Source organism: Burkholderia sp. Bp9143 (assembly GCF_003853645.1).
In the GTDB taxonomy this organism is placed as follows: domain Bacteria; phylum Pseudomonadota; class Gammaproteobacteria; order Burkholderiales; family Burkholderiaceae; genus Burkholderia.
Genome location: NZ_QTPO01000012.1, coordinates 93,482 through 112,166, shown reverse-complemented (window position 1 = coordinate 112,166; position 18,685 = coordinate 93,482). Strand labels below are relative to the sequence as shown.

Genomic DNA, 18,685 nt, shown 5'->3' with positions numbered 1-18,685 from the left:
GTCGTTTCAGTCATTTCAGTTGATAGGCCGGATCCATCAGCAGCGCCTCGAGATACGCGCTGCCGGTCGAGTCCGTATCGATCGCCGCGACCGGCGACACCGGCAGCACCGCGTGCTGCAGTTGGAGCTCGGTCGACAATCCGGCGATCGCCTGCGGCCGCGCACGATACTGCGCAAGCCAGCGTTCGAGGTCGAATCGCAGGCCGCCGCGCATGGCCTTGACCGGCGCACCGTGCACACCGGCAACCGACGCGGCGTCCGCAACCGGCATCGCACGCGCATTCTGCGACGGCGCCGCCATCGCATGCGCGGGCGGCCGCATGCCGGCCGTCTCGGTCGCGCGGAACAACTGCTCGACGAACTGCTTGCGCGCAAGCAGCGTGGTGCTGTTGATCCACATCGCGCCGCCCGGCCAGCCCTTCACGTTGGGCGGATAGAACAGGTTCTGCCCGAGCGTGCGCACGGTGTTCGCGAGCATCTGCGGATCGCCGTACGCGACATCGAACAGCCGCACCGACCCGACGACGAACTCGGCCGGCGACTTCACGAGCACGCCGCGATTGCGCGGATCCCAGAATGCATCGGTCGACCATAGCGCGGAGAGCGCCGCGCGTATGTCGTAGCCGCTGGCGCGAAACCGCTCGGCCACGACATCGAGCGCGCCGGCGTCGGGCGTATCGGAGACGAACTCGCGCCACAGCTTGCCGGCGATGAAGCGTGCGGTATCGGGCCGCTTCAACAGGATGTCGAGAAACCCGTCACCGTCGAACGCGCCGGTCTCGCCGAGTATCGTCTTGTCGCCCGCATCGTGCCATTCGGACCGCACCACGAAGCGCAGCGTATCGGGATCGACGCTCCAGCCGGTCATCGCGCGCGCGGCCTCGGTCACGTCGTGCTGCGTGTAATGTCCTTCGCCGAGCGTGAACAGCTCCATCACCTCCCGCGCGAAATTCTCGTTCGGGCGGCCCTTGCGGTTGCTCGCGCCGTCGAGATACTGGAGCATCGCCGGATCCTTCGCGACCGCATGCAGCAGCGTGCCGAAGTTGCCGAGCGCCTCGCGGCGCAACAGCGCATGCTGCGCGGCCATCGTCTGCGGATACGGGACCTTGTCCTGGCCGGACGTGAAGTGCCCGTGCCAGAACAGCGTCATGCGCTCGGTGAGCGGCGACGGCGTCACGACCATCTCGTTGAGCCACGCCGCGCGCAACGCATCGTAGCGGCGATTGCGTTCGCGCTGCTCGTCGCGCCGCATGTCGGGCGTCAGCGCCTGTCGCTGTGCGCGGGTCGGCGGCAACTCGGCAAGCCAGTCGGGCCAGGTCGTCGCGGGGTCGCGGCGCACGTTGCCGAGTGTTTCGGCCACGACTTGCGCGCGCGTCATCCCGACGATGCGGGCAACCTCGGCCGGTGCGGGAGAAAAGCCGGTACGGCTCAGGAAGAACAGCGCATCGTCGGCGTCGAGCGGCGCCTGCATCACAGGCGATGCCGCGGCGGCAGCGTTCGCTTTCATTGTCGTGGGCTCCCGGAACGCACCGGCGGTGCGGATGCCGGTTCAACGGCAGCACGCATCCGAAAGTTGACGGAAAAATTGCTACGGAATCTTTCCGCGGCGTGCGAAAGCACGTGCGTGTCAGCGCTTGTACAGCTCGCGAACGGCGTCCTCGATATGCTGGCGCAGCAGGTGGCGCTCCTCGGGCGTCATGTGCCCGTCGCGACGGTGCTGTTCGAGATCGGGAGGCACGGCGGAACGGACCGCCATGTCGGAGGCGCGGTCGGACGGCGGCGCTTTGCCGCGCTGCAGCTTGCGCGACGGGGCGCCCTGCTCGGGGCGCTGCGCATACGCGAAGTTCGACGCATATGGACCGGCAAGTGCGATCGTCAGCATCAGTGCAATCCGGGCAGATCGCATGACCGTCCTCGCTTCTTTGGTCGATTTGTTCCCTTCGTCACGCGGCAACCGGTTACCTCTGGTACTTGAAAAACCCTGCGGAATTCGGGTGTACAAAGATGAAAGATGGAGTGCAGGGGAGTATCTACCGAATTTCGGCTTCGAGTAAAGGAATCTCTATAGCCTGCCTTTACTCCGCGCGACACTACGGGTAAATTTTGTAACGGACTGTAACGCGCGAAATTACGCGACCGTGCGTGATTTCCCATTCGCGATAAGATGCCGCTCATGGAAACGAAAAACCCCTCCAAGATTCTCGTCGTCGACGACGACCCGCGCCTGCGCGATCTGCTGCGCCGCTATCTCGGCGAGCAGGGTTTCAACGTATACGTCGCGGAGAACGCGACCGCGATGAACAAGCTCTGGGTGCGCGAGCGCTTCGACCTGCTCGTGCTCGACCTGATGCTGCCGGGCGAGGACGGCCTGTCGATCTGCCGCCGCCTGCGCGGCAGCAACGATCGCACGCCGATCATCATGCTCACCGCGAAGGGCGAGGACGTCGACCGCATCGTCGGCCTCGAGATGGGCGCCGACGACTACCTGCCGAAGCCGTTCAACCCGCGCGAACTCGTCGCGCGCATTCACGCGGTGCTGCGCCGCCAGGCGCCGGCCGAACTGCCGGGTGCGCCGTCGGAAACCACCGAGGTGTTCGAGTTCGGCGAGTTCTCGCTGAACCTCGCGACGCGCACGCTGACGAAGTCGGGCCAGGAGATTCCGCTGACGACCGGCGAATTCTCCGTGCTGAAGGTGTTCGCCCGCCATCCGCGCCAGCCGCTGTCGCGCGAAAAGCTGATGGAGCTCGCGCGCGGCCGTGAATACGAAGTGTTCGACCGCAGCCTCGACGTGCAGATCTCGCGCCTGCGCAAGCTGATCGAACCGGATCCGGGCAGCCCGCGCTTCATCCAGACCGTCTGGGGCCTCGGCTACGTGTTCATCCCGGACGGCGCCGCCTGATCTTTTTCCTTTCCGGTTTCGCCCGTCCACGGCCCGTCCCATGCGTATCGACCGGCGCCTCCTGCAGCTCGCGTTCGGCGGGCTGTTCTGGCGCACCTTCCTGCTGATCGCGCTGCTGATCTCGGTCAGTCTCGCCGCGTGGTTCCAGAGCTTTCGCGTGATCGAGCGCGAGCCGCGCGCGCAACGCGTCGCGCTCCAGCTCGTCGCGATCGTGAAGCTCACCCGCACCGCCCTGCTCTATTCCGATCCCGATTTGCGGCGCGCGCTGCTGCAGGATCTCGAGAGCAACGAGGGCGTGCGCGTGTACCCGCGCGAAAAAACCGACAAGTTCAAGCTGCAGCCCGACGAATCGCTGAACCGCCTGATCGAACACGACATCCGCAGCCGTCTCGGCGACGATACCGTGATCGCGCAGTCGGTCAACGACATCCCGGGCGTGTGGATCAGCTTCAAGATCGACGACGACGACTACTGGGTCGCGCTCGACCGCGACCAGCTCGACAGCGTCACGGGCCTGCAGTGGGCCGGCTGGGGCCTGTTCGCGCTCGCGCTGTCGCTGTTCGGCTCCGCGTTCATCACGAGCCTCGTGAACCGGCCATTCTCGCGGCTCGCGCTCGCCGCACGCCAAGTCGGTTCGGGCCAGGCGCCCGATCCGCTGCCCGAGCGCGGGATGGGCGTCGCGGCCGACACCAACCGCAGCTTCAACCAGATGGTGCGCGACCTCGAACAGCTCGAGGCCGATCGCGCGCTGATGCTCGCGGGCATCTCGCACGACCTGCGCACGCCGCTCGCGCGGCTGCGGCTCGAGACCGAGATGAGCCCGTCCGACCAGGCGACCAAGGACGCGATGGTCGACGACATCGAGCAGATGGACCGCATCATCGCGGCCTTCATCGACTATGCGCGTCCGACCCAGCGCAAGCCGGAGCCAGTCGACCTGTCGTCGATCGCGCAGGAAGTCGCCGCGCGTGTGTCGGGCGAGGACGGCGTCGAGATCCGCACGCGGCTCGCGCCGACCGCCGTGATCGAAGCCGACGAGACCGACATGCGCCGCGTGATCGGCAACCTCGTCGAGAACGCGCGCAAATACGGCCAGAGCCGCGACGACGGCGTGTCGCGCATCACGCTCGAGACGCGCGTGACGCACGCGCGCGTCGAGCTGTCGGTGAGCGACGAGGGCCCCGGCATCCCCGAGGACCAGCTGCCGCTCGTGATGCGGCCGTTCTACCGCGTCGACACGGCGCGCACCAAGGCGGACGGCACCGGGCTCGGCATGGCGATCGTGCTGCGCCTCGTCGGCCGCTATCGCGGCGCGCTGCGCCTGCGCAACCGCAGTCCCGATGCGGGCCTCGAAGTCACGCTCGAATTTCCCGGCGCCGGCAAGGCGCGTGCGACGGCGTGACGCGTTCGTGCGCGCTTCCTGCACGTCACACTATCGGCGCGGTTGGAAAAAACTATGGGAATAGTTAGTCAAAAACTATTGAAGCGCCCCGCTAATAGTGTTACAGTCTTGCCCATGCTGTCACATCACCGTTGCAGCACCGAGGTAGCTTGACTCAGTCTTCTTCCCAACTCATACAGGAGTATCCGCATGAAAACCGTGGGCGATAAACTCGAAGCATTCACCGTCGTAGCCGCGAAGCCGGGCTTCAACAATCACGAGGAAAACGGCCAGTCGGCATTCGAGACCGTCACCGAAGCATCGTTCCCGGGCAAGTGGAAGATCATCTACTTCTATCCGAAGGATTTTACGTTCGTGTGCCCGACGGAAATCGTCGAGTTCGCGAAGCTGACGAAGCAGTTCGAAGAGCGCGACGCCATCCTGCTCGGCGGCAGCTCGGACAACGAATTCGTGAAGCTCGCATGGCGCCGTGAGCACAAGGACCTGAACAAGCTGAACCACTACTCGTTCGGCGACGTCAAGGGCGAGCTGATCGACCAGCTCGGCGTGCGCGACAAGGAAGCCGGCGTGGCCCTGCGCGCGACGTTCATCGTCGATCCGGACAACACGATCCAGCACGTCTCGATCAACAACCTGAACGTCGGCCGTAACACGGACGAAATCCTGCGCATTCTGGACGGCCTGCAAACGGACGAACTGTGCCCGTGCAACCGCAGCGTCGGCGGCGCAACGCTGTAAGCGCATCGATGCACGAAGCCCGCGGCGCACGTCCTGCCTGCGGGCTTTTTTAACGGCCAACCCATAGGAGATATCAATGGAATTCATCGACTCGATTAAGGCGCGTATCCCCGACTACGCGAAGGACATTCGCCTGAACCTCGACGGCACGATCTCGCGCTCGTCGCTCGAAGGCAACGATGCGGTCGGCGTCGCGCTGGCGGCGGCGGTCGCGGCGAAGAGCACGGTACTCGTGAAGACGATCCGCGAAGCCGGCGTGCTGTCGCCCGAAGAGACGAACGCCGTGCTGACGGCGGCCGCGCTGATGGGGATGAACAACACCTGGTATCCGTATGTCGAGATGGCCGACGACGCCGACCTGAAGACGCAGCGCGCCGAGCTGCGGATGGGCGCGTATGCGTCGCACGGCGGCGTCGACAAGCGCAGGTTCGAGATGTACGCGCTCGCCGCGTCGATCGTCGGCAAGTGCCACTTCTGCGTGAAGTCGCACTATGCGCTGCTGAAGAACGAGCAAGGGATGACGACGACGCAGCTGCGCGACGTCGGCCGCATCGCGTCGGTGATCAACGCCGCCGCGCAGGTGATCGCCGCCGAAGGCGAATAAGCGGTCGCGCAAGCGGCAGCACGGTACGGCGGCCATGCGCGCCGCATCGGACCGCAAAACGAAAATGCCACGCAAGCGCGTGGCATTTTTCATTCCGGCGACGCAACCTGCGCGCCGCTTCGGACCGGCATCAGGCGCTCACGCGCCCTGCTTCACCAGCAACGCGGCGGCCTGCGCCTCGATGCCCTCGCCGCGGCCGAGGTAGCCGAGCTTCTCGTTGGTCTTCGCCTTCACGTTCACGCGCTCGAGCGGCAGCCCGAGATCGGCCGCGATGTTCGCGCGCATCCCGTCGATGTGCGGCGCGAGCTTCGGCGCCTGCGCGATCACCGTGCTGTCGACGTTCTGGATCGTGAAGCCGGCCGCCTTCACGCGGGCGACGCACTCGCGCAGCAGCACGCGGCTGTCCGCGCCCTTGAACGCCGCGTCGGTGTCGGAGAAATGGCGGCCGATGTCGCCGAGCGCCGCCGCGCCGAACAGCGCGTCGGTGATCGCGTGCAGCAGCACGTCCGCGTCCGAGTGGCCGAGCAGGCCGCGCTCGTACGGAATCGTCACGCCGCCGATGATGAGGGGGCGCTCCGGGACGAGCTGGTGCACGTCGTAGCCTTGTCCGATTCTGAAGTCCATGCGTAATCCGGTTTGAGATGAGGTGAAAGTCAGGAAGCGTTCGCGGGGCGCGCGAGGATCGCTTCCGCGAGCGCGAAATCTTCCGGGTACGTGACCTTGAAGTTGCGCAGGCTGCCCTGCACGACGCGCGGCGTATGGCCGGCCCATTCGATCGCGCTGGCCTCGTCGGTCAGGTCGTGCCCTTCCCGCTGCGCGCGCAGGATCGCGTCGCGCAGCATGCCGATGCGGAACATCTGCGGCGTCTGCGCCTGCCACAGCGCGTCGCGCGACTCGGTACGCGCGATCGCGTCGCCGCCGGCCGGCACACGCTTGAGCGTATCGGCCACCGGCAGCGCAACGATGCCGCCGACCGGATCGTCCTTCAGCGTCGCGACCAGCGTGCGGATCAGCTCCGGCGTGATGCCGGGGCGCGCGGCGTCGTGCACGAGCACCCAGTCCTGGTCGGTCGCGCCGAATTCGGCGAGCCCGAGCAGCCCGTTCAGTACCGATGCCTGCCGCGAGCCGCCGCCGCAGCGGCGCACCGCGAAGCGCAGACCCGCGAAGCGGCGCGCGTCGAAGTGCGTGTCGTCGGGCGCGAGGACGACGAGCGTCTGCGCGAATTCGCTGCACGCGTCGAACGCGGCGAGCGTGTAATGCAGGAGCGCGCGGCCGGCCAGCGTGCGGTATTGCTTCGGCACGGCCGAACCGGAACGGCTGCCCGTGCCGGCGCAAGGAATCAGGGCGAAAAGTCGGGGAGTCACGAAGGGGAAACGCCGGAAAGATGAAATCGAGAAGCGGATTTTATAATAGGTCTTTCGTCTCGACCGGCGCACCGCGATGCGCCCGTGCCCGCCACCCCTGCCGTCCCTATGCCAGACAACGCTTCCACCCCGTTCGCCTCGCCCGTCGCCCGCGTCAAACCGGGCCAGCGGTTCGCCTTCGACGGCGCGCACGGCTCCGCCGACGCACTCGCCATCGCCCGCTACCTCGCCGACAACCGCGACGCGGTCCCACTCCTTGCGGTGATCTGCGCGAACGCGGTCGACGCGCAGCGCCTATCGCAGGAACTCCGCTACTTCTCGCCCGATGCGCGCGTGCGCCTGCTGCCGGACTGGGAAACGCTGCCGTACGACACGTTCTCGCCGCACCAGGATCTCGTCTCGGAGCGCCTCGCGACGCTGCACGACCTCGGCGAGGGCCGCTGCGACATCCTGCTGGTGCCCGCGACCACCGCGCTGTACCGGATGCCGCCCGCGTCGTTCATGGCCGCGTACACCTTCGCGTTCGCGCAGGGCGAGCGGCTCGACGAGGCGAAGCTGAAGGCGCAGCTCACGCTGGCCGGCTACGAGCACGTGAGCCAGGTCGTGCGGCCCGGCGAATACTGCGTGCGCGGCTCGCTGATCGACCTTTACCCGATGGGCTCGCCGCTGCCGTACCGGATCGACCTGTTCGACGACCAGGTCGACTCGATCCGCGCGTTCGATCCCGATACGCAGCGCAGCCTCTATCCGGTGCGCGACGTGCGCCTCCTGCCCGGCCGCGAGTTTCCGTTCGACGAGGCCGCGCGCACGGCCTTCCGCAGCCGCTGGCGCGAAACCTTCGAAGGCGACCCGAGCCGCGCGCCGATCTACAAGGACATCGGCAACGGCGTGCCGTCGGCCGGCATCGAGTACTACCTGCCGCTGTTCTTCGACGAGACGGCCACGCTGTTCCACTACCTGCCGCAGGATGCGCACCTCGTGTTCGCCGGCGACCTCGAAGCGTCGATCCGCCGCTTCACGGCCGATACGAAGCAGCGCCACGCGTTCCTCGCGCACGATCGCGAGCGGCCGATCCTCGAGCCGCAGCGCCTGTTCCTGTCCGACGAGGATTTCTTCGCGTTCGCGAAGCCGTTCGCGCGCGTCGTGCTGCCGGCGCAGCCGGCCGGCGGCTGGGCGACGGGCCTGCCCGAGCTCACCGTTGACCGCCATGCCGACGATCCGCTCGCCGCGCTGCGCACGTTCGTCGAATCGTCCGGCAAGCGCGTGCTGCTGACGGTCGAATCGGCCGGCCGCCGCGAAACGATCCTGCAACTGCTCGCCGAACATCGCCTGCGCCCCGCGTCGAACGACCATTTCGCGGGCTGGCTCGAAAGCGACGCGCCCTTCGCGCTCGGTGTCGCGCCGCTCGCGAGCGGCTTCGCGGTGCCGGGCGAAGGCTACGCGATCGTCACCGAGACCGAGCTGTACGGCGCGCTCGGCCGCCGCGCGGGACGCCGCCGCCAGGAACAGGCGAGCAACGTCGACGCGATGGTGCGCGACCTATCGGAGCTGAAGGTCGGCGATCCGGTCGTGCATGCGCAGCACGGCATCGGCCGCTACATGGGCCTCGTGTCGATGGATCTCGGCGAAGGCGAAACCGAATTCCTGCATCTCGAATACGCGGGCGACAGCAAGCTCTACGTGCCGGTCGCTCAACTTCACGTGATCTCGCGCTACAGCGGCGCCGATCCCGACAGTGCACCGCTGCACGCGCTCGGCTCGGGCCAGTGGGAGCGCGCGAAGCGCAAGGCCGCGCAGCAGATCCGCGATACGGCCGCCGAGCTGCTGAACCTGTACGCGCGCCGCGCGGCCCGCGAAGGCCACGCGTTCTCGCTCGATCCGCGCGACTACGTGAAGTTCGCGGAAAGCTTCGGCTTCGAGGAAACGCCCGACCAGGCCGCGGCGATCGCGGCCGTGATCGGCGACATGACGAGCGGCAAGCCGATGGACCGCCTCGTGTGCGGCGACGTCGGCTTCGGCAAGACCGAGGTCGCGCTGCGCGCCGCATTCATCGCGGTGCTGGGCGGCAAGCAGGTCGCGCTGCTGTCGCCGACCACGCTGCTCGCCGAGCAGCACACGCAGACCTTCGCCGACCGTTTCGCGGACTGGCCGGTGCGCATCGTCGAGCTGTCGCGCTTCAAGACCGCGAAGGAAGTGAACGCGGCGATCGCACAGATCAACGAAGGCAGCGTCGACATCGTGATCGGCACGCACAAGCTGCTTTCATCGGACGTGCAGTTCAAGCGCCTCGGCCTCGTGATCATCGACGAGGAACACCGCTTCGGCGTGCGCCAGAAGGAAGCGCTGAAGGCGCTGCGCGCGGAAGTCGACGTGCTGACGCTGACCGCGACGCCGATCCCGCGCACGCTCGGGATGGCGCTCGAGGGACTGCGCGACTTCTCGGTAATCGCGACCGCGCCGCAGAAGCGGCTCGCGATCAAGACCTTCGTGCGCCGCGAGGAAGAAAGCGTGATCCGCGAGGCGATGCTGCGCGAGCTGAAGCGCGGCGGCCAGGTGTACTTCCTGCACAACGAGGTCGAGACGATCGAGAACCGCAAGGCGATGCTCGAGGAGCTCGTGCCCGAAGCACGCATCGTGATCGCGCACGGCCAGATGCACGAGCGCGAACTCGAGCGCGTGATGCGCGATTTCGTCGCGCAGCGCGCGAACGTGCTGCTGTGCACGACCATCATCGAGACCGGCATCGACGTGCCGAGCGCGAACACGATCATCATGCACCGCGCGGACAAGTTCGGCCTCGCGCAGTTGCACCAGCTGCGCGGCCGCGTCGGCCGTTCGCACCACCAGGCGTATGCGTACCTGCTGGTCCACGACCCGCAGTCGCTGACCAAGCAGGCACAGCGCCGGCTCGAGGCGATCCAGCAGATGGAGGAACTCGGTTCGGGCTTCTATCTCGCGATGCACGACCTCGAGATTCGCGGCACCGGCGAGGTGCTCGGCGACAAGCAGTCGGGCGAGATCCACGAAATCGGCTTCCAGCTGTACACCGACATGCTGAACGACGCGGTGAAGGCGCTGAAGAACGGCAAGGAGCCCGACCTCACCGCCCCACTTGCCGCGACGACGGAAATCAACCTGCATGCGCCCGCGATCCTGCCGGCCGACTACTGCGCGGACGTGCAGGAGCGGCTGTCGCTGTACAAGCGGCTCGCGAACTGCGAGCACGGCGACGCGATCGACGGCATCCACGAAGAGCTGATCGACCGCTTCGGCAAGCTGCCGCCGCAGGCGCACGCGCTCGTCGAGACGCACCGGCTGCGGCTGGCCGCGAAGCCGCTCGGCATCATCAAGATCGACGCGAGCGAGGCCGCGATCGGACTGCAGTTCGAGCCGAACCCGCCGATCGATCCGATGCGGATCATCGAGATGGTGCAGAAGCACCGGCACATCAAGCTCGCGGGCCAGGACAAGCTGCGCATCGAGACGCGCTCGCCCGATCTCGCGATCCGTGTGTCGACGATCAAGGAAACGCTGCGCGCGCTCGCGCCGCGCGCCGACGCGGCGAGCGCGGCACGCTGACGGCACGGCCGCGATGCTGCACCGCATCGCGGCCGGCGAAGGCGGGCCGGCGCGTTTTTGAGTATGATTTTCCCATTCCTCAGACGGAGTTTTGCCATGTCCACTCTCGACGCGCCGGCGCCGGCCGCCGCCGACCAAGGCGACGCTTCGCTCGTCAGCCTGCCCTGGATCAAGCAGCTGGTGTCGATGGACACGACAAGCCGCGTGCCGAACCTCGGCCTGATCGAAACGGTGCGCGACGCACTCGCCGCGAAAGGCATCGTGTCGACGCTCACGCACGATCCGCGCGAAGGCTGGGCCAACCTGTTCGCGACCGTGCCCGCGCACGACGGCTCGACCGACAGCGGCATCGTGCTGTCGGGGCACACCGACGTCGTGCCGGTCGACGGCCAGCAGTGGGACAGCGACCCGTTCGCGCCGGAGCTGCGCGACGGGCGCCTGTACGGCCGCGGCACGTGCGACATGAAGGGTTTCATCGGCACGGCACTCGCGCTGTTGCCCGAGATGCAGGCGACGAAGCTCGCGAAACCGATCCATTTCGCGCTGTCCTATGACGAGGAAATCGGTTGCGCCGGCGCACCGCTGCTGATCGCCGATCTCGTCAAGCGCGGCGTGAAGCCGTCCGGCTGCATCGTCGGCGAGCCGACCAGCATGCGGCCGATCATCGCGCACAAGGGCATCAACGCGTACCGCTGCTGCGTGCGCGGCCACGCGGCGCACTCGTCGCTGACGCCGAAAGGCCTGAACGCGATCGAATACGCGGCGCGCCTCATCTGCCATATCCGCGACCTCGCCGACCGCTTCCGCGCCGAAGGCCCGTTCGACGAGCTGTACGACGTACCGTTCACGACCGCGCAGACGAGCACGATCCAGGGAGGCAACGCGATCAACACGGTGCCGGCCGAATGCCGGTTCGACTTCGAGTTCCGCAACCTGCCGACGCTCGATCCCGAGCAGATCTTCACGCGCATCGAGGCGTATGCACGGGAAACGCTGCTGCCGCAGATGCGTCGCGAGCATCCGAACGCGGCGATCGAGTTCTCGAAGATCGCCGCGGCGCCCGGGCTCGACGCGACCGAACAGGCCGCGATCACGCAACTCGTGCGCGCGCTGACGGCCGACCAGGACAAGCGCAAGGTCGCATACGGCACCGAAGCCGGCCTGTTCGAACGCGCGGGCATCCCGAGCATCGTCTGCGGGCCCGGCAACATCGAACAGGCGCACAAGCCGAACGAGTATGTCGAGCTTGCGCAGCTCGCCGCCTGCGAGCAGTTCCTGCGCAAGTTCATCCGCAGCATGTCGGTCGACGCACACTGACTGCCCCCGCCACGCCGGCCTGCGCGTGCGGGCCGGCCCACCCCGCCACCCGCCACGTCATGTCGACTGAACAACAGGGCACTCCCCATACGACGATCGACGGCGAGCCGATTCCGACGCTCGACGAAATCGCCGCGCAACATTTCGCGTTGTCGCCGTGGGTCGCGCGCACCCCGGTGTTCGAGCGCGCCGACCTGCCGTCCCTCGAGGGCACGCACGTCAACTTCAAGTTCGAGCTGCTGCAGGCGAGCGGCAGCTTCAAGGTGCGCGGTGCGTTCACGCACCTGCTGGCGCTCGACGAGGCGCGCAAGAACGCCGGCGTCACGTGTGTGTCGGCCGGCAATCATGCGGCGGCCGTCGCCTACGCGGCGATGCGGCTCGGCAGTAGCGCGAAGGTCGTGATGTTCCATACCGCGAGCCCGACGCGCATCGCGCAGTGCAAGCAGTACCGCGCGGAAGTCGTGCTCGCCGGCAGCGCGTCGCAGGCGTTCGACCTCGTGCGGCGGATCGAGGCCGAGGAGGGCCGCTTCTTCATCCATCCGTTCAACGGCTATCACACGATTCTCGGCACCGCGACGCTCGGCTACGAATGGGCGACGCAGACGCCCGATCTCGACGCGGTGATCGTGCCGATCGGCGGCGGCGGGCTCGCGGCCGGCATGTCGACCGCGCTGCGGCTCGCGAATCCGCGCGTGCACGTGTACGGCGTCGAGCCGGAAGGCGCCGACGTGATGAGCCGCAGCTTCGCCGCCAATCACACGATCAAGATGAGCGCGATGCAGACCATCGCCGATTCGCTGATGGCGCCGCACACGGAGGAATACAGCTACCAGCTGTGCCGGCGCCACATCGACCGCATCGTCACGGTGTCCGACGACGCGCTGCGCACGGCGATGCTGTTCCTGTTCTCGCACTTGAAGCTGTCGGTCGAACCGGCGTGCGCGGCGCCGCTCGCGGCGCTGCTCGGCCCGCTGCGCGAAACGCTGCAGGGCAAGCGGGTCGGCGTGCTGCTGTCGGGCACGAACACCGACCCCGCAACGCTCGGCATGCATCTCGCGCACGCGAAACTGCAGCACTGAACCCTCGCACGACACTCAGGGTTATCCCCAGTTTATGTTGACAGCCCTGTTGATAACCCGCCGGACAAGCACGCAAGTGTTTGAGCGCGCAGCGTTTTATGCGCGCGAAGCGTGCCGGACGCGAAATAGGCAGATGCCGCCGCCGAACGCACGTCCCGCGACGTGGCGGCGTCGCACGCGGCACGTGATCGGCGCTGCCGCCATCGCGCTGCTCGCCGGTTGCGCGGCACCGCCCTCGCCCGTCATCGACGCTTCTGCCGCCTGCCTGCAGCCGGACGCGCACCGGATGCTGCAGGCCGACCTGCTGTTCGGGCGCGATATCGCCGGACGCGGCCCCGTCACCGAAGCGGAACGCGCCGCCTTCCTCGCCGACGTCGTCACGCCGCGCTTTCCGGACGGCTTCACGGTCTGGGACACTCGCGGCCAATGGCGTGACCGCGCCACCGGCCGGATCATCGGCGAAACGAGTTTCGTGGTCCGTATCGTCGCCGACGATACCGCCGACACGCACGCACGGCTCGCCGCGATCCGGCGGTCGTACCGCGAGCGCTTCCGGCAGGAGTCGGTCGGCATCACGTTCGTGCCGGCCTGCGCGTCGTTCTGATTCGTCCTCCCCCAGCCGGCGCGCGACGGCACGCAAAAAAAAACGGGCGCCCGAGGGCGCCCGTCGCATGCGAAACATCCGCGTATCGCTTACTTGTTCTCGAACATGTCCATGATCTGCTGCTTCTCCTGCTGCGTGACGGGCGGCGGTGCGAGCCCCTCCGACCCGGCCGAGCCGAGTGCATCGTTCGCGCTGATCGCGTTCGCGGCCGGGTTGATGTCCACGCTCGCGACGAAGCCGTTGCCCGGCGTGCGATCGGCGTAGTACAGCTCGCCGTCCATCGAGGTCAGACCGTCCGGCATCGGCATCTGCTGCTCGGGCACGCCGTTCAGCGCGGTGCGCATGTAGTTCACCCAGATCGGCAGCGCGAGCTGCGCGCCGAATTCGCGGCTGCCGAGGCTCTTCGGCTGGTCGAAGCCCATCCACGCGACCGCGACGAGCGACTGCTGGTAGCCGGCGAACCACCCGTCCTTCGCATCGTTCGTCGTACCCGTCTTGCCCTGCAGGTCGCTGCGGCCGAGCGCGTTGGTGCCCGCGCCCGTGCCGGCCGTCGCGACCGTGTGCAGCAGGCTGTTCATCACGTATGCATTGCGCCCTTCGATCGTGCGCGGCGCGGTGCCGCCGGCGATCACCGGCTGCGACTTCTGCAGCGGCTGGCCGCGCGCGTCGTCGACTTCGGCGATCAGGTACGGGTCGACCTTGTAGCCGCCGTTCGCGAACACCGCATAGCCGGTCGCGAGCTGCAGCGGCGTCACGAGGCCGGCGCCGAGCGCCATCGGCAGGTACGGCGGCGTCTTCGCCGGATCGAAGCCGAAGCGCTGCGTCACGTACTGCTGCGCGTACTGCGTGCCGATCGACGCGAGAATCCGGATCGACACGAGGTTCTTCGAACGCTGCAGGCCGGTACGCATCGACATCGGGCCGTCAGGCTGGTCGTCGTCCTTCGGCTCCCACGCGGTGCCGCCCGGCACGCTCGGCGGGAAGTACAACGGCGCATCGTTGATGATCGTCGCCGGTCCGAGCCCCTTGTCGAGCGACGCCGAATAGATGAACGGCTTGAACGACGACCCCGGCTGGCGCCACGCCTGCGTCACGTGGTTGAACTTGCTCTTGTTGAAGTCGAAGCCCCCGACGAGCGAGCGGATCGCGCCGTCCTGCGGCGCGATCGCGACGAGCGCGCCTTCGACCTGCGGCAGCTGCACGACCTGCCAGCCCGCCTTGCCGTCCCTCAGCACGCGCACGATCGAGCCGAGTTTGATGCGCAGCGTCGCATTCGCGCGCGGGCTCAGCGCGGCCGACACGAAGCGCAGCCCGGCCGGGCCGATCGTCGTCGTCGCGCCGCCGACGAACTGAACCTCGACCGCATTCGGCGACGCCGCCAGCACCACCGCCGACTGCAGGTCGCCGTTGTCCGGGTGATCGGCGAGCGCATCGTCGATCGCCTCGTCGCGATCGTCGCCGGCTGCCGGCAGGTTGATCGAGCCTTCCGGCCCGCGATAGCCATGGCGGCGCTCGTAATCGAGAATGCCGCGGCGCACGGCCTGGTACGCCGCTTCCTGGTCGGCCGAGTTGATCGTCGTCGTGACGGTCAGCCCGCGCGTATAGGTCTCGTCCTTGTACTGCTGGTACATCATCTGCCGCACCATCTCGGCGACGTATTCGCCGTGCACCGCGTACTGGTTGCCCGGCGTGCGCACGTGGATCTCTTCCTTCACCGCCTGGTCGTACTGCGGCTGCGTGATGTAGCCGATCTCGAGCATGCGCTTCAGGATGTACTCCTGACGCACCTTCGCGCGCTTCGGATTGACGACCGGGTTATACGCGGACGGCGCCTTCGGCAGCCCCGCGAGCATCGCCGCTTCCGCGAGCGTGATGTCCTTCAGGTCCTTGCCGAAATACACGCGTGCGGCCGCGGCAAAACCGTACGAGCGCTGGCCCAGGTAGATCTGGTTCATGTACAGCTCGAGGATCTGGTCCTTCGTCAGCGCCTTCTCGATCTTGTACGCGAGCAGCATCTCGTAGATCTTGCGCGTGTAGGTCTTCTCGCTCGACAGGAAGAAGTTGCGCGCGACCTGCATCGTGATCGTGCTCGCGCCCTGGCGCGCGCCGCCGTGCATCAGGTCGGCCACGCCCGCGCGCAGGATGCCGAGGAAGTCGACGCCGCCGTGTTCGTAGAAGCGGTAGTCCTCGATCGCGAGCACCGCCTTCTTCATCACGTCGGGAATGTCCTGGAAGCGCACGAGGCTGCGGCGCTCCTCGCCGAACTCGCCAATCAGCACGTGATCGGCGGTGAACACGCGCAGCGGCACCTTCGGCTGGTAGTTGGTCAGCGCGTCGAGCGACGGCAGTTGCGGCGCCATCACGACGAGTGCGTAGCCGACGATCAGCGCACCGACGATCGCGAGCGTCGCGAACAGGCCGACGAACCACAGCGCGACGCGCGAGCCGAACGAGCGGCGACCGCCGCCCCCGCTGCGCTGCGCGCGACGGTCGTCGCCGCGGTCGTCGTCATCCGGGTAATAGGCCCCCGACGGCGAACGGCGCAACGTGTAGTGAGGTTCGTTCCGGTCGGAAGGAGAAGACGGTCGTTTGATAATTGGCATGTCGGAATGGCGGGCGGCGTGGCGCCCTCGGACGCATGCGGAAATGCAAGCGGATGAATCAGAGTGGGTGCATCGTGGCAACTGTCACGTCGACAGACCCCGCCGCGCGGCGATCCGTTCCCGCGACGTGACAGCGCATTTTAATGAAATCGACCGATTGACTTCGCGATTTTTTGTAAAAATTCCCGCACGGCCGTGAATTGCGGAACGTATTGGCGGCATGCTCCGCCTATGATGGACACGCAGCCCCGCGCATGCCGCAGCGTTTCTTTCAAACACGAAAGGTTCGAATGCTGCACACGCGCCGCTTGAACTCCGGCGCTTAAGCCGTATTTAAGGGGCGGGCGGTGTAATATCCGCCGGCTCACGCGGGTCGGAACCGATTCGCGACGGGCACTGCCGCGCTCACGCGGCACCTTTCAACCACGGAGGATTTCATGTCGCTTTTCGACTCTGTTTCGCGCACGATCAAAGGCCTGCTGAACGATGCGGCCGACTCGGTACAGGATCCGTCGCGCGACGCACGGCAGATCGTGCGGGAGCTCGACGACAGCATCGGCCGTGCCGAGAATTCGCTGATCGAGATCGAGGCACAAGTCGCGACCCAGCGCAGCAAGCGCGATGCGGCCGACGACAAGGTGAAGAAGTACGAGGACGGCGCGAAGCGCGCGCTGCAGGCCGGCGACGAAGCGCTCGCACGCGAGGCGCTCGCCGCGCAGTCGAACGCGGAAGCCGAGCGCGATGCGCTCGCGGCCGAGCTGACGACGCTCGAGCCGTCGGTCGACAAGCTGAAGGGGCAGATCGCCGACATGCGTCAGCGCCGCAACGACCTGAACGCACGCTCGAACATCCTGCAGGCCAAGCAGGAAATCGCGCAGGCGAAGGACGTCGCGGCGAGCGCGCTGGGCGGCATCGGCGGCAAGAACCTGTCCGAGGACTTCCAGAAGCTCGAGGACAAGGTCGCGCTGCAGAATGCGCGCTCGGACGCCCGCCTGAATTCGGCCGACACGTCGAGCGGCAAGGCGCTCGACGACAAGCTCGCCGCGCTGAACAAGGGCCCGTCGGTCGAGGACCGCCTCGCCGCGCTGAAGAAGCAGCTCGACACACCCGCGCAGTAACGGCAACCGCGCCGCGGCCCGCCGGGCCCGCGGCGCGCACCGATCGTCAGGAGACGGGCGCTTGCGCCCGGTTCGACCATGAAGAAATCTCTCGCCGCACTCGGCTTCTCGCTGATGCTGCTGTCGTCCGCCGCATTTGCGGTCCCGTCGCTGCAGCAAGTCGAGCAGTCGATCGCGCAACGTGACTGGCAACGCGCCGACACGCAGCTGTCGCAAGTCATCGACGCCCATCCGAACAACGCGCATGCGCGCTACCTTTACGCACAGGTGCTGGACCGCGAAGGCCGCGCGTCCGACGCGCTCGCGCAACTGCAGCAGGCGAAGTCGCTCGATCCGCAACTGCGCTTCACCGACGCGTCGCATTTCGCGCAGACCGAATCGCGCATTCGCGCCGACGCCGCGCGCGCAAGCGGCAACGCACCGTCGGCCACGCAGAGCGGTTCGCTGCAGTCGTCGCTCGCCCCCGCCGCGCCGGTCGCGAAACACGGTCCGTCGACCGGCATGTGGATCGGCCTCGGGCTGATCGTCGCGATCATCGCGCTGGTGCTGCGCTGGACGTTGCGGCGCGCACGCTCGGCCGACGACAGCCGCGCCGGCGACGAACGCCGCACGCAGTTGAAGCGCGCGACCGACGTGCTGAACGACATCCGTCCGCTGAAACTCGACGCGAAGCTGTCGACGGCGCCCGGCGCCGCTGCGCTCACCGGCGAACTCGAAGGCATCGAGACTGATGCACGCGCGCTCGTCGAAGCACTGTCGAACGGCAAGAACCCGGTGCCGCCGTATCGCATCGACGAACTCGAACAGCGGCATGCGAGCGTGAAGGCGCGCGTCGAAGGCCGCCCCGATCCGAGCGCGCAACCCGCGGCGCCGGCCAACGGCGGCGGCTCCGTGTATGCGCAGGAAGCCGATCGCGTGACCGGCATGCAAGGCCAGCCGTATCAGCAGCCACCGTACCCGCAACAGCCGTATCCGCCGCAACCTTATCCGCAACAGCAGCCACCCGTCGTGGTTCAACAAGGCGGCGGTTTCGGCAGCGGAATGGGCGGGCTGCTGACCGGCGTGCTGCTCGGTGAAGCGATGTCCGGCGGCCGCGAACGCGTGGTCGAACGCGACGTGATCGTCGACGACCAGCGCCGACGCCAGGAGAACAACGATCCGGGCTTCGACTTCGGCCGCGGCGACAATGCGAACTGGAGCGACGGCAACGGCGGCGGCGGCGTCGATCTCGGCAGCAACGACGACGGCTGGACCGACGACAACACCTGAGCATTACACACGCGGGCGTCGACGCATCGCGCCGCGCCCGCTCCCCAACACCGCGCCTCCTTTCATTTCCTCTCGCACCGCCCTCTTGATTTGTTAATGATTTCAAGAT

At 67.3% G+C, this 18,685-nt stretch carries 15 protein-coding genes; 10 read left to right on the top strand and 5 right to left on the bottom strand.

Translation table 11 applies throughout. From position 1 onward, the window contains the following. Nucleotides 1–10 precede the first annotated feature (10 nt). Together DIE23_RS11725 and DIE23_RS11720 are read right to left on the bottom strand one after the other, a co-directional pair. Nucleotides 11–1,507 carry a DUF1800 family protein gene (locus tag DIE23_RS11725; RefSeq protein ID WP_124612266.1) on the bottom strand — a complete coding sequence of 499 codons (1,497 nt, stop codon included), beginning with the start codon at nucleotides 1,505–1,507 and terminating at the stop codon, nucleotides 11–13. 120 nt (nucleotides 1,508–1,627) lie between these two features. Continuing rightward, nucleotides 1,628–1,906, bottom strand: a complete 279-nt coding sequence (locus DIE23_RS11720) for a hypothetical protein (RefSeq protein ID WP_124612265.1) — start codon at nucleotides 1,904–1,906, stop codon at nucleotides 1,628–1,630. Nucleotides 1,907–2,164: 258 nt separating this feature from the next. On the opposite strand from DIE23_RS11720, the gene ompR reads away from it, so the two are divergent. The 4 genes from ompR (at nucleotide 2,165) to DIE23_RS11695 (ending at nucleotide 5,643) form a co-directional block, all read left to right on the top strand. Then, entirely contained in the window at nucleotides 2,165–2,899 is a 735-nt protein-coding gene (ompR, locus tag DIE23_RS11710; protein WP_004192636.1) for a two-component system response regulator OmpR, read from the top strand. Nucleotides 2,900–2,939: 40 nt separating this feature from the next. Next, nucleotides 2,940–4,301, top strand: a complete 1,362-nt coding sequence (locus DIE23_RS11705; RefSeq protein ID WP_124612264.1) for an ATP-binding protein — start codon at nucleotides 2,940–2,942, stop codon at nucleotides 4,299–4,301. 189 nt (nucleotides 4,302–4,490) lie between these two features. After that, a complete protein-coding gene (locus DIE23_RS11700; RefSeq protein WP_124612263.1) occupies nucleotides 4,491–5,039 on the top strand; it encodes a peroxiredoxin in 549 nt (182 codons plus the stop codon). Between the two features lie 76 nt (nucleotides 5,040–5,115). Further along, on the top strand, nucleotides 5,116–5,643 hold the full coding sequence (locus tag DIE23_RS11695) for a carboxymuconolactone decarboxylase family protein (RefSeq protein WP_006752031.1): 528 nt from the start codon (nucleotides 5,116–5,118) through the stop codon (nucleotides 5,641–5,643). Nucleotides 5,644–5,781: 138 nt separating this feature from the next. Here the strand turns inward: DIE23_RS11695 and ispF are convergent, their stop codons facing one another. Further along, complete coding sequence (ispF, locus tag DIE23_RS11690; RefSeq protein ID WP_124612262.1) at nucleotides 5,782–6,267, bottom strand: 2-C-methyl-D-erythritol 2,4-cyclodiphosphate synthase; 486 nt, start codon at nucleotides 6,265–6,267, stop codon at nucleotides 5,782–5,784. A 29-nt stretch (nucleotides 6,268–6,296) separates the two neighbouring features. After that, nucleotides 6,297–7,007, bottom strand: a complete 711-nt coding sequence (gene ispD / locus DIE23_RS11685; RefSeq protein WP_124612261.1) for a 2-C-methyl-D-erythritol 4-phosphate cytidylyltransferase — start codon at nucleotides 7,005–7,007, stop codon at nucleotides 6,297–6,299. A gap of 108 nt (nucleotides 7,008–7,115) precedes the next feature. Here ispD and mfd point away from each other — a divergent pair, with 108 nt between their 5' ends. The 4 genes from mfd (at nucleotide 7,116) to DIE23_RS11665 (ending at nucleotide 13,586) form a co-directional block, all read left to right on the top strand. Then, nucleotides 7,116–10,586, top strand: a complete 3,471-nt coding sequence (gene mfd, locus DIE23_RS11680; protein WP_124612260.1) for a transcription-repair coupling factor — start codon at nucleotides 7,116–7,118, stop codon at nucleotides 10,584–10,586. Between the two features lie 96 nt (nucleotides 10,587–10,682). Next, nucleotides 10,683–11,903: an acetylornithine deacetylase gene (gene argE, locus DIE23_RS11675; protein ID WP_124612259.1), complete on the top strand. Its 1,221-nt coding sequence runs from the start codon at nucleotides 10,683–10,685 to the stop codon at nucleotides 11,901–11,903. A 59-nt stretch (nucleotides 11,904–11,962) separates the two neighbouring features. Next, nucleotides 11,963–12,982 (top strand): threonine/serine dehydratase, encoded by a 1,020-nt coding sequence (locus DIE23_RS11670; RefSeq protein ID WP_124612258.1) that lies wholly within the window; start codon nucleotides 11,963–11,965, stop codon nucleotides 12,980–12,982. Nucleotides 12,983–13,115: 133 nt separating this feature from the next. Then, nucleotides 13,116–13,586: a DUF3574 domain-containing protein gene (locus DIE23_RS11665; RefSeq protein WP_260436040.1), complete on the top strand. Its 471-nt coding sequence runs from the start codon at nucleotides 13,116–13,118 to the stop codon at nucleotides 13,584–13,586. A gap of 89 nt (nucleotides 13,587–13,675) precedes the next feature. On the opposite strand, the gene DIE23_RS11660 is transcribed toward DIE23_RS11665, so the two are convergent. After that, the gene (locus DIE23_RS11660; protein WP_124612256.1) at nucleotides 13,676–16,189 is read right to left on the bottom strand and encodes a penicillin-binding protein 1A; all 2,514 of its coding nucleotides are present in this window, start codon (nucleotides 16,187–16,189) and stop codon (nucleotides 13,676–13,678) included. A gap of 437 nt (nucleotides 16,190–16,626) precedes the next feature. Here DIE23_RS11660 and DIE23_RS11655 point away from each other — a divergent pair, with 437 nt between their 5' ends. Both DIE23_RS11655 and DIE23_RS11650 read left to right on the top strand, forming a co-directional pair. Further along, the gene (locus tag DIE23_RS11655; RefSeq protein WP_044843730.1) at nucleotides 16,627–17,307 is read left to right on the top strand and encodes a PspA/IM30 family protein; all 681 of its coding nucleotides are present in this window, start codon (nucleotides 16,627–16,629) and stop codon (nucleotides 17,305–17,307) included. A 78-nt stretch (nucleotides 17,308–17,385) separates the two neighbouring features. Then, entirely contained in the window at nucleotides 17,386–18,576 is a 1,191-nt protein-coding gene (locus DIE23_RS11650; RefSeq protein ID WP_124612255.1) for a tetratricopeptide repeat protein, read from the top strand. Nucleotides 18,577–18,685: the final 109 nt, after the last annotated feature.